Annotated in this window: 7 protein-coding genes and 1 tRNA gene; 6 read left to right on the top strand and 2 right to left on the bottom strand. The window is 67.1% G+C overall.

The annotated features are described in order from the left end of the window. Positions 1–33 precede the first annotated feature (33 nt). From gltB to pyk, 3 genes are all read left to right on the top strand, one after another. Positions 34–4,611: a glutamate synthase large subunit gene (gltB, locus tag B7R22_RS08460; protein WP_116411326.1), complete on the top strand. Its 4,578-nt coding sequence runs from the start codon at positions 34–36 to the stop codon at positions 4,609–4,611. Continuing rightward, a complete protein-coding gene (locus B7R22_RS08455) occupies positions 4,604–6,061 on the top strand; it encodes a glutamate synthase subunit beta (protein ID WP_116411325.1) in 1,458 nt (485 codons plus the stop codon). The genes gltB and B7R22_RS08455 overlap by 8 nt, the downstream gene beginning before the upstream one ends. Before the next feature lie 66 nt (positions 6,062–6,127). Further along, on the top strand, positions 6,128–7,579 hold the full coding sequence (gene pyk, locus B7R22_RS08450) for a pyruvate kinase (RefSeq protein ID WP_116411324.1): 1,452 nt from the start codon (positions 6,128–6,130) through the stop codon (positions 7,577–7,579). 80 nt (positions 7,580–7,659) lie between these two features. On the opposite strand, the gene B7R22_RS08445 is transcribed toward pyk, so the two are convergent. Continuing rightward, positions 7,660–7,740, bottom strand: a tRNA-Leu gene (locus B7R22_RS08445). Positions 7,741–7,779: 39 nt separating this feature from the next. On the opposite strand from B7R22_RS08445, the gene B7R22_RS19160 reads away from it, so the two are divergent. Genes B7R22_RS19160 through polA form a run of 3 tightly spaced genes read left to right on the top strand, consistent with a single transcriptional unit; the run spans position 7,780 to position 11,580 of the window. After that, positions 7,780–8,385: an ANTAR domain-containing response regulator gene (locus tag B7R22_RS19160; RefSeq protein WP_172582271.1), complete on the top strand. Its 606-nt coding sequence runs from the start codon at positions 7,780–7,782 to the stop codon at positions 8,383–8,385. Positions 8,386–8,393: 8 nt separating this feature from the next. After that, positions 8,394–8,789, top strand: a complete 396-nt coding sequence (locus B7R22_RS08435) for a hotdog fold thioesterase (RefSeq protein ID WP_253258974.1) — start codon at positions 8,394–8,396, stop codon at positions 8,787–8,789. A gap of 58 nt (positions 8,790–8,847) precedes the next feature. After that, positions 8,848–11,580, top strand: a complete 2,733-nt coding sequence (gene polA / locus B7R22_RS08430; protein WP_116411321.1) for a DNA polymerase I — start codon at positions 8,848–8,850, stop codon at positions 11,578–11,580. Between the two features lie 156 nt (positions 11,581–11,736). Here the strand turns inward: polA and B7R22_RS08425 are convergent, their stop codons facing one another. Continuing rightward, positions 11,737–15,372: an error-prone DNA polymerase gene (locus B7R22_RS08425; RefSeq protein WP_116411320.1), complete on the bottom strand. Its 3,636-nt coding sequence runs from the start codon at positions 15,370–15,372 to the stop codon at positions 11,737–11,739. Positions 15,373–15,375 lie beyond the last annotated feature (3 nt).

Genomic DNA, 15,375 nt, shown 5'->3' with positions numbered 1-15,375 from the left:
CCGGTTGTCACAGTTCCGGGGGGATGGATTCCTATGGTTGAGCACAGCATCTCGCCCAGCTTCAGCATGAACCCGAACGCTCAGGGTATGTATGACCCCTCGAACGAGAAGGACGCCTGTGGCCTCGCCATGGTCGCGACTCTTCGCGGCACGGCTGGGCACGACATCATCGACACGGCTCTGGATGCCCTCCGGCACCTCGAGCACCGGGGCGCCGTCGGCTCAGACGCCGGTACCGGCGACGGTGCAGGCATCCTGACCCAGATCCCCGACGAGTTCCTGCGTGCTGTCGCGGGCTTCGAACTGCCGGCGGTCGGCCACTATGCCGTGGGCAACGCGTTCCTCCCACTCGACCACGACGAGCGGGAGACCGTGATCGCCCGCCTCGCCGAAATCGCCGACGAAGAGGGCCTCACGGTTCTCGGCTGGCGCGACGTTCCGGTGCGCCCCGACGAGCTCGGTCGGCTGGCCCGAGAGGCCATGCCCGCGATCCGGCAGTTGTTCGTCACCGCGAAGCACCACGACGCCTCGGGCGACACCCCCTCGGGCATCCACCTCGACAGGCTCACCTACCGGCTCCGCAAGCGCGTCGAGCACGAGCACGAGGTGTACTTCATGTCGCTCTCGGCCCGCACCCTGACCTACAAGGGCATGGTCACGACGCTGCAGCTCGAGCCGTTCTACCCCGACCTCAGCGACGAGCGCTTCGCGTCGAAGCTGGCCCTGGTGCACTCGCGGTACTCCACCAACACGTTCCCGTCGTGGCCGCTCGCGCAGCCGCTTCGCATGATGGCGCACAACGGTGAGATCAACACCGTGCAGGGCAACCGCAACTGGATGCGCGCCCGGCAGTCGCAGCTGAAGAGCGAGCTGCTCGGCGACATGCAACCGCTGCTGCCCATCGTCACACCCGGTGCGAGTGACTCCGCGTCCTTCGACGAGGTCGTCGAACTGTTGACCCTCGCCGGTCGCCCGCTTCCGCACGCCATCATGATGATGGTGCCGGAGGCGTGGGAGAACAACGCCGACTTCGATCCCGAGCGCCGCTCGTTCTACGAGTTCCACTCCATGCTGATGGAGCCGTGGGATGGCCCGGCCGCCCTCGTCTTCACCGACGGCGACCTCGTCGGCGCGACCCTCGACCGCAACGGCCTCCGCCCCGGCCGCTACCTGATCACCGACGACGGCCTCGTCGTGCTCGCGAGCGAGATCGGCGTGCTCGACGTCGACCCGGCCCGAGTCGTGCGAAAAGGCCGGCTCCGTCCCGGCAAGATGTTCCTCGTCGACACCGAGGCCGGTCGCCTGATCGAAGACGATGAGATCAAGTCCGACCTCGCAGCCTCCGAGCCCTGGGCCGAATGGCTCGAGAAGGGCCGCATCAACCTCCGCGACCTGCCGGAGCGGGAGCACATCGTGCACACCCCTGCGTCGGTCACGCGCCGCCAGCGCACCTTCGGTTTCACCGAGGAGGAGATCCGCATCCTGCTCACGCCGATGGCGAAGAACGGTGCGGAGCCGCTCGGCGCGATGGGTTCCGACACGCCGATCGCCGTGCTGTCGAAGCGCCCGCGGCTGCTGTTCGACTACTTCACGCAGCAGTTCGCGCAGGTGACGAACCCGCCGCTCGACTCGATCCGCGAAGAGGTCGTGACCTCGCTCCGGCTGGGGCTCGGCCCCGAGCGCAACCTGCTCGATGCGACACCCGGCCACACCGGCCAGGTCATCCTCGACTTCCCCGTGATCGACAACGACGAGCTGGCGAAGATCCAGCACATCGACCCCACTTCGGGCAGCTCGACCACCACGACCATCCGCGGCCTCTACCGTGTCGAGAACGGTCCCTCGGCCATGCAGGAGCGCATCGCGGAGATGTGCGCGGAGGCCGACGAGGCCATCGCGCACGGGGCGCTCTTCATCGTGCTCTCCGACCGTGACTCGAACAAGGAGTACGCGCCGGTTCCGTCGCTGCTGATGCTCTCCGGGGTGCACCACCACCTCATCCGTCGCGAGACCCGAATGAAGGTCGGCATCATCGTCGAGGCCGGTGACGTGCGCGAAGTGCACCACGTCGCTCTGCTGATCGGCTATGGCGCCTCGGCGATCAACCCGTACCTCGCCATGGAGACCTGCGAGAACCTGGTGAGAAGCGGCATGATCACCGGCATCACGCCGGAGAAGGCCGTCAAGAACGTCATCAAGGCGCTCGGCAAGGGCGTTCTGAAGATCATGTCCAAGATGGGCATCTCGACGGTCTCCTCCTACGCCGGCGCCCAGGCGTTCGAAGCCGTCGGCCTCGACAAGGGCTTCGTCTCCGAGTACTTCACGGGAACATCCTCGAAGCTCGGCGGCATCGGAATCGACGTCATCGCGGCCGAGAGCGCGAGCCGGCACCGGGCGGCCTTCCCCGAAGACGGCGCGATCACCGTGCACGAACCGCTCGCTGTTGGCGGGGAGTACCAGTGGCGCCGCGAGGGCCCGCCGCACCTGTTCAACCCCGACACCGTCTTCCGCCTGCAGCACTCCACGCGGGCACGCCGGTACGACATCTTCCGGGAGTACACGAAACTCGTCGACGACCAGGCCGCCGAGCTGATGACCCTCCGCGGTCTCTTCAAGCTGAAGACGGATGCGCGCCCCGCGGTGCCGCTCGACGAGGTCGAGTCGGTCGAATCCATCGTCAAGCGTTTCTCCACGGGAGCGATGAGCTACGGCTCCATCTCCGAAGAGGCACACACCACCCTCGCCATCGCGATGAACCGGCTCGGTGCGAAGTCGAACACGGGTGAGGGCGGCGAGGACACCGCGCGGCTCCTCGACCCCGAACGCCGCAGCGCCATCAAGCAGGTGGCTTCTGGTCGGTTCGGCGTGACCAGCATGTACCTCACGCACGCCACCGACATCCAGATCAAGATGGCGCAGGGCGCGAAGCCCGGCGAGGGCGGCCAGCTGCCCCCGACGAAGGTCTACCCGTGGGTCGCCCGCACCCGTCATGCGACCGCTGGCGTCGGCCTCATCTCGCCGCCGCCGCACCACGACATCTACTCGATCGAAGACCTCAAGCAGCTGATCTTCGACCTCAAGCGCGCCAACCCCGAGGCCCGGGTGCACGTCAAGCTCGTGAGCCAGAACGGCATCGGGGCGGTCGCCGCCGGTGTCACGAAGGCCCTCGCCGACGTCGTGCTCGTGTCGGGCCACGACGGTGGAACGGGCGCGAGCCCGCTGAACTCACTGAAGCACGCCGGAACCCCCTGGGAGCTCGGCCTCGCCGAGACCCAGCAGACCCTGATGCTGAACGGCATGCGCGACCGGGTGGTCGTGCAGGTCGACGGCCAGATGAAGACCGGCCGTGACGTCATCGTCGGCGCGCTGCTGGGTGCCGAGGAGTTCGGTTTCGCCACCGCGCCCCTCGTCGTCTCGGGCTGCGTCATGATGCGCGTCTGCCACCTCGACACCTGTCCCGTGGGCGTCGCCACGCAGAATCCCGAGCTCCGTGCGCGCTTCACCGGCAAGCCCGAGTTCGTCGTGAATTTCTTCGAATTCCTGGCTCAGGAGGTGCGGGAGTACCTCGCCGAGCTCGGTTTCCGCTCGCTCGAGGAGGCCATCGGCCACCACGAACTCTTGAATGTCGACCACGCCGTCGATCACTGGAAGGCCGACGGCCTCGACCTCAGCCCGATCCTCGTCGGTCCCGAGTTCGGTGACGACGAGCCGCGGGTCAACCACCGGCAGCAGGAGCACGACCTCGACAAGCACTTCGACAACCGTCTCATCCGGGACTCGGCCGAGGCCCTGGAGTTCGGCGAACCCGTGGTGATCAGCCTGCCGATCCGCAACACCGAGCGGGCGGTCGGCACGATGCTCGGCCACGAAGTCACGGTGCGGCACGGTGAAGACGGGCTGCCCGACGACACCATCCAGATCACCCTCACGGGCTCAGCCGGCCAGTCGCTCGGCGCCTTCATGCCGCGGGGCATCACGCTCCGCCTCGAAGGCGACTCGAACGACTACGTCGGCAAGGGTCTCTCCGGCGGGCGCGTCATCGTGCGTCCCAACCGGGCGGCCACGTTCGCGGCCGAGCAGAACGTCATCGCCGGCAACGTGATCGGGTACGGCGCGACGAGCGGCAGCATGTTCATCCGGGGCATCGTCGGTGAGCGCTTCCTGGTGCGGAACTCCGGTGCGACGGCCGTCGCCGAAGGTGTGGGCGACCACGCTCTCGAATACATGACGGGTGGTGTCGCCCTCATCCTCGGTGAGACCGGGCGGAACCTCGGAGCCGGCATGTCGGGCGGCACCGCCTATGTGTACAAGCTGCGCTCCGAACTCGTCAACACCGATTCGCTCGGCTCGGGCGAGCTGCAGCTGTCGGCGCTCGACGAGAACGACACGGCATTGGTGCGCTCCCTGCTGGTCGAGCACGAGTCGGAGACCGAGTCGGCAGTCGCCTCCGCGATGCTGGCCGACTTCGACACGACTGTCCGTGATTTTGTGAAGGTGCTCCCGCGCGACTACGCGGCTGTGCTTGCAACCCGCCAGACCGCCGTCGACGAGGGTCTCGACCCCGACGGCGACGTGGTCTGGGAGAGAATTCTGGAGGTAACCGGTGGCTGATCCCAAGGGATTCCTGAAGGTCACGGAGCGCGAAGTCCCCAAGCGCCGCCCCGTGCCGATCCGCCTGATGGACTGGAAAGAGGTCTATGAGGCCGCCGATCCGTCGGAGACCCGCCGCCAGGCCGGGCGCTGCATGGACTGCGGCATTCCGTTCTGCCACCACGGCTGCCCCCTCGGCAACCTCATTCCCGAGTGGAACGACCTCACCTGGCGCGGCGAGGGCCGCCAGGCGATCGAACGCCTGCACGCCACGAACAACTTCCCCGAGTTCACCGGTCGGCTCTGCCCGGCGCCCTGCGAGAGCTCCTGCGTGCTCGGCATCAACCAGCCCGCGGTGACCATCAAGCAGGTCGAGGTGTCGATCATCGACCAGGCCTTCGCCAACGGCTGGGTCACCCCGCACCCGCCGGAACGCCTCACCGGCAAGACGGTGGCGGTCGTCGGATCGGGCCCTGCGGGCCTCGCGGCGGCACAGCAGCTGACCCGTGCCGGCCACACCGTGGCGGTGTACGAGCGCGACGACCGCATCGGCGGACTGCTGCGATACGGCATCCCGGACTTCAAAATGGAGAAGAAGCACCTCGAGGCGCGCCTGACCCAGATGATGGCCGAGGGCACCCGCTTCCGTGCCGGCATCAACATCGGGGTCGACATCACCTGGGCCGACCTCCGCTCACGCTACGACTCGGTGATCATCTGCACCGGCGCGACCGTTCCCCGAGACCTGCCGATACCCGGCCGCGACCTCGAAGGCGTGCACTTCGCCATGGAGTACCTCGTGCAGGGCAACAAGGTCGGCGCCGGTGACACGGTGCACGACCAGATCACCGCCGAGGGAAAGCACGTCGTGGTTCTGGGCGGCGGCGACACCGGAGCCGACTGCATCGGAACCGCGCACCGCCAGCAGGCGATCTCCGTCACCAACCTCGCCATCGGGCAGCAGCCGCCGGCCGAGCGTCCCGAGGAGCAGCCGTGGCCGATGGTCGCGAACCTCTTCGAGGTGTCGAGTGCCCACGAGGAGGGCGGAGAGCGCGTCTACCTCGCCTCCACCGTCGAGTTCCTCTCGAACGAATCCGGTGAGGTGCGCGCCATCCGTGTCGCCGAGACCGAGTACCTCGACGGTCGTCGTGTGCCGAAAGCCGGCACCGAGCGCGAGATCCCGGCCGACCTCGTGCTGTTGGCGCTCGGCTTCACCGGCCCCGAAGACCAGAGTCTCACCCACCAGGTGGGCGCGGCCTTCGACAAGCGCGGCAATGTCGAGCGCGGCGACGACTACGAGACGAGCATCCCGGGCGTCTTCGTCGCCGGTGACGCAGGCCGCGGCCAGTCGCTGATCGTCTGGGCCATCGCCGAGGGTCGTGCAGCGGCCGCAGCCGTCGACAAATATCTCGAAGGCGCCACCGAACTGCCATTCCCCGTTTCCCCGCGCGACCGTGCAATCACGGTCTAGAACGAGCAGACTTACCCGTACCCCATCGATGCGCTCACGCGCAGAAACACGGAGCAACTCACACACATGAGACGCGCTAAAATCGTCGCCACCCTCGGGCCGGCAACGTCGTCGTACGAAAACCTCAGGGCCATCATCGATGCCGGTGTCGATGTCTGCCGCATGAACCTCAGCCACGGAACCTACGACGTGCACGAGGCCATCTACGCCACCGTGCGGAAGGCCGCCGAAGACTCCGGCCGCGCCGTCGCGGTGCTGGTCGACCTGCAGGGCCCGAAGATCCGCCTCGGCAAGTTCGAAGCGGGCCCCTACTACCTCGAGCAGGGTGACATCTTCAAGATCACCACCGAAGACGTGCTCGGCACCCGCGAGCTCTCGGGCACGACCTTCAAGGGCCTGCCGCAGGATGTCGCTCCCGGCGACTTCCTCCTCATCGACGACGGCAAGGTCAAGGTGCGCGTCATCGAGACCGACGGCGTCGTCGTCACCACCGAGGTCATCGTGGCCGGCAATGTGTCGAACAACAAGGGCATCAACCTGCCCGGCGTCGCCGTGAACGTTCCCGCTCTGTCCAAGAAGGACGAAGCGGACCTCCGCTGGGGCCTGAAGCTCGGTGCGGACATGATCGCGCTCTCGTTTGTGCGCGACGCCGCCGACATCTCCCGAGTGCACGAGATCATGGCCGAAGAGGGGCGCCGCATCCCGGTCTGCGCCAAGATCGAGAAGCCTCAGGCCGTCGAGAACCTCGAAGAGATCATCGACGCCTTCGACAGCATCATGGTCGCCCGTGGCGACCTCGGCGTGGAGCTTCCCCTCGAAGCCGTGCCGATCGTGCAGAAGCGCGCCGTCGAGCTCTCCCGCCGCATGGCGAAGCCCGTCATCGTCGCAACGCAGATGCTCGAATCGATGATCTCCTCACCGATCCCGACCCGCGCAGAGACTTCGGATGTGGCGAACGCCGTGCTCGACGGGGCAGACGCCGTCATGCTCTCCGGCGAGACGAGCGTGGGGGAGTACCCCGTCATCACGGTGCAGACCATGGCCCGCATCGTGGAGTCCACCGAGGTCCACGGCCTGGAGCGCATCCCCGCCCTCGGCACGAAGCCCCGCACCCAGGCCGGCGCGATCACGCTCGCGGCCTCGGAGGTCGCCGACTTCGTGGGCGCCAAGTACCTCGTGGTCTTCACGGAGTCGGGCGACTCGGTGCGGCGGATGACTCGGCTGCGGTCGAGCATCCCGATCATCGGGCTCACACCGGAGCCGGGCATCCGCAACCGCATGGCGCTCTCCTGGGGCGTCGAGTCGTACCTCGTGGATCGCGTGAAGCACACCGACCAGCTGATGGTGCAGGTCGACGACGTGCTGCTCGGTGAGAACCTGGCCGCCCTCGGCGACAAGGTCGTGGTGATCTCCGGATCCCCTCCCGGAAAGGCCGGCACCACCAACGACATGCGCGTGCACATCGTCGGTGAGGGCCACAACCCGCAGAAGCCCGATCCTGAAGAGCTCGACCACTAGGCAGACGCCAGCTCCACAGAAAAGGCCCGGGAGGATTCTCCCGGGCCTTTCTCGATGGTGCACAAACTTTCAGACTCTTGTACCGGTGGTGGGACTCGAACCCACACGTCTTGCGACAACGCATTTTGAGTGCGCCGCGTCTACCATTCCGCCACACCGGCTCGCATCAACACCGTTCAGAATACCGTAGGGTTATCTCTGTGACCGACCAACCTGCCTCCACCTCCGCACCCCGTCGTGTGGTTGTCGCTGAAGACGAATCCCTGATCCGACTCGACATCGTCGAGATCCTTCGCGACGCCGGTTTCGAGGTCGTCGGCGAGGCCGGCGACGGCGAGACCGCTGTGGCACTGGCCACCGAGCTCCGGCCCGACCTTGTCATCATGGACGTCAAGATGCCGCTCCTCGACGGCATCTCCGCTGCCGAGCGCCTCAGCAAGGGTCACATCGCGCCCGTCGTACTGCTCACCGCCTTCAGCCAGAAGGAGCTCGTCGAGCGGGCCACCGAAGCCGGTGCCCTCGCCTACGTCGTCAAGCCGTTCACGCCGAACGATCTTCTTCCGGCCATCGAGATCGCCCTCTCGCGCTACGCCCAGATCATCACGCTCGAGGCAGAGGTCGCCGACCTCGTCGAGCGTTTCGAGACCCGCAAGCTCGTCGACCGGGCCAAGGGCCTGCTGAACGAGAAGATGGGCCTGACCGAACCCGAGGCGTTCCGCTGGATCCAGAAGGCCTCGATGGATCGCCGGCTCACCATGCACGACGTCGCCCAGGCGATCATCGAGCAGCTGAGCGTCAAGAAGTAGGCAGCGCCATCAACGAGGCCGAAGCACTCGCTCTGGGCAGTGGCGCCTTGGCCGAGCGCATGGGTATCGTCTTCAGCCAGCTGACAGCTGAGCGTGCGGTTGCCACGATGCCTGTCGAGGGCAACACCCAGCCGTTCGGTGTGGTCCACGGCGGTGCCTATGTCGTTCTCGCCGAGAGCCTCGGCTCGGCCGCTGCGAACATCCATGCCGGTGCGGGTCGCCTTGCCATGGGCATCGAAGTCAACGCGAGTCACACTGGTTCCGCGACATCCGGAACCGTCACCGGCGTGTGCACGGCGATCAAGCTGGGTCGCACCCTGACCGTGCACGAGATCGCGATCTCGGACGACGCCGGCCGCCGCCTGTCGACGGTGCGCATCACGAACCTGCTGCGGGACGCCTAGCCCGAGCATCCCTCCAGGGCCTCCGGATGCTGTCGGTGGGCTTTAGTAGGCTTGAGCTGTGCCCGACAACGAACAGCCCACCCTCCTTCTCATCGACGGCCACTCGCTGGCCTTCCGGGCGTTCTATGCGCTGCCGGTCGACAGCTTTCAGACCCGTGACGGGCAGCACACGAACGCCATCCACGGCTTCCTGTCGATGCTTCTCAACCTTCTGAAGAACGAGAAGCCCACCCACCTCGCCGTCGCCTTCGACATCTCGCGGCACTCCTTCAGAACCACCGAGTACCCCGAGTACAAGGGCACCCGCGGTGAGACTCCGCCGGAGTTCATGGGCCAGGTCCCCCTGCTGAAAGACGCCCTGCACGCGATGAACATCATCACCCTCGAGAAGGAGAACTACGAGGCCGACGACATCCTCGCGACCCTGTCTGTGCAGGGCGCCGAACAGGGCTTTCGCGTGCTCGTCGTTTCGGGCGACCGCGACACGATCCAACTGGTGAACGACAACGTCACGCTGCTCTATCCGTCCAGGCAGGGCGTGACCGACCTCACCCGGTACGACCGCGACAAGGTGTTCGAGCGCTACGGCATCGAACCGCACCAGTATCCCGAGATCGCCGCTCTGGTGGGGGAGACGAGCGACAACCTGCCGGGCATCCCGAAGGTCGGCGAGAAGACCGCAGTGAAGTGGCTGAACCAGTTCGGCAGCCTCGAGGAGATCCTGCGACGCTCCGATGAGATCGGCGGCAAGGTCGGCGAGAGTCTTCGCGAATTCCAGGAGAACGCTGTACGGAACCGGCGGCTCAACCGCCTGCTGACCGATGTCGAGCTCGAGGCCGGCCCGGCCGACTTCGATCGGCGACCGGTCGACGAGCAATGGGTGCGCGACCTGTTCGAGCGGCTCGAGTTCCGCACCCTCCTCGAGCGGGTCTTCAAGCTCGACGGCCTCGATGCCGCTTCGGGCGGAAACGGTGGCGCAGGCGGCTCCGGTTCGGCGGGCGGCGTCGGCGGCGCCGTCGGCTCCGCATCGGGTGAGGGCGGGGTCGACCCCAAGGCGGTTGTGGCGCCGGTGCCGAGCACCCTGCTCGACGAGCAACTCGCCGCCTGGCTCGCCCGGGTCACCGCCGCCGAACCGTTCGGGCTCGCCCTGTCGACCGAACTGCTCGACGGCCGGCCCATCGGTTTCGGCCTCGCTGCCTCCGACTCCGCCGTCTTCCTGCCGTGGATCCCCGACAGCCGCGACTATCTGCCGTTCGAGAACTGGCTGGCCTCGGATGCCCCCAAGATCCTGCACGGAGCGAAACATCAGCTCAAGGCCCTCCTCACCGCCGGCCTGACGGTCTCCGGCGTCACTTTCGACACGTCGATCGCTGCCTGGTTGCTGAAATCCGACGGCACCCCGCCCACGTTGGCCGATCTGGTCGACCGGATGCTCGCCGAGACGCTTCCCTCGCCCGACCCCAACCAACTGGTACCCGACGACGACTCGGTGATCGGCCCGGCCGTGCAGGCCTGGTTTATCGGGCGGGTCGCACGTGTGCTCGACGGCAAGCTAGATGCGGGCTCGCGCTCGGTGCTCGAGACCATCGAGATGCCCGTTCTGGCTGTGCTCGCCCGAATGGAGCTCGACGGTGTCGCCGTGAGCCACCCGCAGCTCTCCGAGCTCTCGGCCGAACTGACCGCCCGCTCGACCGATCTCGCCACGCAGGCCTTTGCGATCATTGAACGGGAGATCAACCTCGGTTCGCCGAAACAGATCCAGGAGGTGCTCTTCGACCAGCTCGGCATGCCGAAGACCCGGGCCACCAAGACCGGCTATTCGACGGACGCAGTCTCGCTCGCCGATCTTCAGGCCAGCTCGCCGCACCCGTTCCTCGACCTGCTCCTCTCGCACCGCGACGCCACGAAGCTGAACCAGATCGTCGAAACACTCGACAAATCGATCGCGCCCGACCGCCGCATCCACACCACCTACGTGCAGACCGGTTCGTCGACAGGGCGCATCTCGTCGACCGACCCCAACCTGCAGAACATCCCGGTGCGAACAGAAGAGGGTCGCCGCATCCGCAAGGCCTTCATGGTCGGCGAGTCGTACGAGACCCTGCTCACCACCGACTACTCGCAGATCGAGATGCGCATCATGGCGCACCTGTCGGAAGACGCCGGCCTGATCGCGGCCTTCCAGTCGGGCGAAGACCTGCACCGCTTCGTCGGCGCGCGCATCTTCGGAGTCTCGCCCGAGGATGTGTCGCCGGCCATGCGCTCGAAGGTGAAGGCGATGTCGTACGGTCTCGCTTACGGGCTGTCGGCCTTCGGTCTCTCGAAGCAGCTTCGCATCCCCACCGCAGAGGCGAAGCAGCTGATGACCGACTACTTCGAACGGTTCGGCGCCGTGCGTGACTACCTGCGGAACGTCGTCGTTCAGGCGCGCGAAGACGGCTACACCGAGACCATCTTCGGTCGCCGCCGCATGTTCCCCGACCTGAACAGCGGCAACCGGGTGCTGCGCGACAATGCGGAACGCGCCGCGCTGAACGCCCCGATCCAGGGCACGGCGGCCGACATCCTCAAGATCGCGATGGTGAACATCTCACTCGACCTCGCCTCGCAGGGTCTTCAGTCGCGCATGCTGCTGCAGGTGCACGACGAGCTGGTGTTCGATGTGTATCCGGGGGAGTGGGATGCGCTGGCGGCCGTTGTGACTTCACGGATGTCGACCGCAGCCACCCTCAAGGTGCCGCTCGACGTGCAGCTGGGCCGCGGCCAGAACTGGAACGAGGCCGCCCACTAAAGGCCTGCCGCCGCGGCGCCGCACCGCGCGCCGCGCCCTATTGCGCGCCACCGTACACAATTCAGGCATGCGACGTCGCCATCGGTGACACATCCTCGGCAGGTGGCTGTGCCTGAATTGTGCACGGGGGCGGCGCAGCTCGAGGTGTGGGGCGGGTCAGCGGAAGTCGCGGGAGCGGGTGGGCGCACCGAGCGGCAGCAGCTCGATGCGGTCGGCCACGAGGTTGACGATGCCGTCTTCGGTGCGCTCGAGGATGCCGCGCACCACCATCGCCGGCGCCTCCCGGGCGACCCGGCGGTAGCGGCTCCAGACGCCCACGCTGCAGATCACGTTCAGGATGCCCGTCTCATCCTCGAGGTTCACGAAGGTGATGCCGCTGGCCGTCGCTGGACGCTGCCGGTGCGTCACGACCCCACCGACCTCGATGCGGCGCCCGTTCTCGCACGTCTGCAACTTCTCGATCGAGAGGGCGCCCCGGTCATCCAGCCAGTCCCGGGAGTGCGCGACCGGATGGTCGTCGGGCGAGATGCCGGTGCTCCAAAGGTCGTAGACCACCTGCTCGGTCGGGCTCAATATCGGCAGCAGCGGCGGTTGCACGCTCACGTGGGTGCCCTGCAAAAACTCGGGGCGGTCCTGGGCGGCGTTGCCGGCCTCCCACAGCGCTTCGCGACGGGTCAGGTCGAGGCTGGTGAAGGCTCCGGCGGCGGCCAGCGCCTCCATCTGCGCGGTGTTGAGGTCGTTGCGCCGGGCCACGTCGGCCATGTCGCGGTAGGGGCCGCCACGATCGCGCTCCGCCACGATGCGTTCGGCGAGCTTCGCCCCGATCGACGTGATCTCGGCAAGCCCCAGCCGCACAACGAGGTTGCCGTCACGACGGTGCTCCCGGTAGTCGGCCGGAACCGACCGGTCGAACACCTCACTCGGCAAGTGGTCGGCCGTGTGCAGGCAGGCGTCCATGCCCGTGGCGGCGGTGTGCACGGCCGGCACCGCCCCGCCACAGGCCGTGCGCGCACTGCCCGCAACCCCGCCATCGCCGGCTCCCGCGCGCGCACTACCCGCAGCCGCGCCGCCTCCCGCGGCCGCGCTCGGCTCGAGCCCCGCCATCACCCCGGAGCACTGGATGTCGGGGCGATGCACCACGACACCGTGCCGCCGGGCATCCGCCACCAGCGTCTGCGGAGAGTAGAACCCCATCGGCTGGGCTCGCAGCAGCGACGCGAGGAACGCTGCCGGATAGTGCAGCTTGAACCACGAACTCGCGTACACCAGCAGCGCGAAGCTGTTCGAGTGGCTCTCGGCGAAACCAAAGCTCGCGAACGCCTCGATCTTCTGGTAGATCTGCTCCGCGACATCCGGAGCAATGCCGTTCGAGGCCATGCCTGCGAACAGCTTCGTCTTCAGCGACGAGATCTTCTCGATGCCGCGCTTCGAGCCCATCGCCCGCCGCAACAGGTCTGCGTCTTCGGGTGAGCAGTTGCCGACCGCCTGCGCCACCTGCATCAGCTGTTCCTGGAAGAGTGGCACCCCGAGCGTTCGCTCGAGAGGTTCTTCGAGCAACGGGTGCAGGTAGGTGACGGGCTCCTGCTTCAGTTTGCGGCGGATGTACGGATGCACGGCACCACCCTGAATGGGCCCGGGCCGGATGAGCGCGATCTCTACCACGAGGTCGTAGAACCGGCGCGGCTGGAGCCGGGGGAGCGTACCCATCTGGGCACGGCTCTCGACCTGGAACACACCGATCGAGTCGGCGCGGCAGAGCATGTCGTAGACGCCCTGCTCCTCCTTCGGGATGCTCTGCAGGCTCCACGCCTCACCCAGGTGCTCGCGCGCCAGATCGAGCGAGTGCTGCAGCGCCGACAGCATGCCCAGCCCGAGCAGGTCGAATTTGACGAGACCCATCCACGCGCAGTCGTCCTTGTCCCACTGCAGAACGGTGCGGCCATCCATCCGACCGTTCTCGATCGGGCAGACCTCACCGACGGGCCTGTCGGTGAGCACCATTCCTCCCGAATGGATGCCCATGTGCCGCGGGAACTTCAGCACCTGCTCGGCCAGGTCGATCACATCAGCCGGAATGTCGTGGTCTTCGCTCGCCACCTTCGACCCCCAGCGCTCGATCTGCTTCGACCAGGCGTCCTGCTGGCCGGGGCTGTGCCCGAGCGCCTTCGCCATGTCGCGCACCGCGAACTTCGGCCGGTAGGTGATCACGTTCGCGACCTGGGCGGCGTTCCGGCGACCGTACTTCGTGTACACGTACTGGATGACCTCCTCCCGACGATCGGAGTCGAAATCCACATCGATGTCGGGTTCTTCATCACGCATGCTCGACAGGAACCGTTCGAACGGCAGTTTGTAGAAGATCGAGTCAACTGCTGTGATGTCGAGGATGAAGCACACCGCTGAGTTCGCGGCCGAGCCCCTACCCTGGCAGAGGATGCCCAGCCGCCGTGCCTCATGCACGATGTCGCGCACGATCAGGAAGTACCCCGGAAAGTCCTTCTGCTCGATCACCGCGAGTTCGCTCTGGATGCGCTTCAGATCGTCGTCGGTCGCATGGGGGTAGTGCGTGGGCATCGCCTCGTCGACCAGTTGGCGAAGGTACGACATGGGCGTGTGGCCTTCCGGCACCTCCTGCCGGGGCAGCTTCGGCTTAGCCGTGCGCAACTGGAACGACAGGTCGTCGGCGATCTCGACCGTGCGTTCGACGGCGCCCGGGTATCGCGCGAAACGCGCAGCCATCTCGGCACCCGAGCGCAGGTGCGAGCCCGCGGATGCCGGCAGCCACCCCTCGAGGTCGTCGAGGCTGCGGCGTGCCCTGACGGCGGCCAGCGCCTGCCCGAGCGGGAACTGTTTGGGCGTGGCGTAGTGCACATTGCCGGTCGCGACCGTGTCGACGCGGTGCTTCGCGGCCAGCTCGGCGAGGGCGTCGTTCGCATCACTGTCGAGCGGATTGCCGTGGTCGAAGAGTTCGACCAACACGTTCTGCCGCCCGAACAGGGCGACGAGGCGGTCGAGCTCACGGGAAGCCCCGGGTAGTCCGTCGGAGGCGAGCGCCTGCCGCACCGCTCCCTTGCGGCACCCCGTCAGCACCAGCCACGCGGATTCACCGGAACCGTCGCCGAAGGCAGAACCCCCGCCGAACCCGGAGCCGCCACTGAACCCGGAACCGGACCCGGAACCCCAGCCCGCCGCCTCGCTCCCGTCGGCCCCGCTCCCACCGCGGGACTGGTCGGCCAACTGCTCGAGGTCGTAGAGCGGTCGCCCCTTCTCGGCATCGACGGCGAGCTGGCCGGTCGTGATCGCACCGGAGAGCCTGTGGTAGCCCTCCTGCTTGCGGGCGAGTACCACGAGGTGGGTTCCCTCGGGGTCGGCCATTCCGTTCTGCGGTTTGCTCAGCCCGAGGGAGAGTTCCGCGCCGAAGACCGTCGAGACGCTCGGGTAGGCCTCCGCCGCCTCGGCCATGTGCACGACCCCGTAGAAACCGTCGTGGTCGGTGAGGGCGAGCCCATGCATCCGGAGCCGTGCCGCTTCTTCGAGCAACTCCTCGGGGGAGGATGCGCCGTCGAGAAAACTGAAGTTCGAATGCGCGTGCAGTTCGGCGTAGCCGACGAAGGGACCGTCGTCGACCTCTGCGGCGGGCGGCGGCGGGGCAGGAGGAACGTACGGCATGCGTTTGCGGGAGAATGCCGGCCCGTCGCCACCGTCTTTGCTCTCGTCGGCGCCGGGTCGCCGCACATCGGAGAGGCGTCGCTCGAGTTCCGACCACGGAATCGCAGGATTGTTGAACCCCATCAG

This window comes from Subtercola boreus (assembly GCF_003399635.1).
Lineage (GTDB): Bacteria > Actinomycetota > Actinomycetes > Actinomycetales > Microbacteriaceae > Subtercola > Subtercola boreus_B.
The sequence above is the reverse complement of the archived record's forward strand: the minus strand, read 5'-3'. Positions and strand labels throughout refer to the sequence as shown.

What these genes read in the sequence shown, in the direction of transcription:
- gltB (WP_116411326.1), top strand. Translation starts at nt 34, where the DNA reads ATGGTTGAGCACAGCATCTCGCCCAGCTTCAGCATGAACCCGAACGCT.
- B7R22_RS08425 (WP_116411320.1), bottom strand. Translation starts at nt 15,372, where the DNA reads ATGGGGTTCAACAATCCTGCGATTCCGTGGTCGGAACTCGAGCGACGC.
- pyk (WP_116411324.1), top strand. Translation starts at nt 6,128, where the DNA reads ATGAGACGCGCTAAAATCGTCGCCACCCTCGGGCCGGCAACGTCGTCG.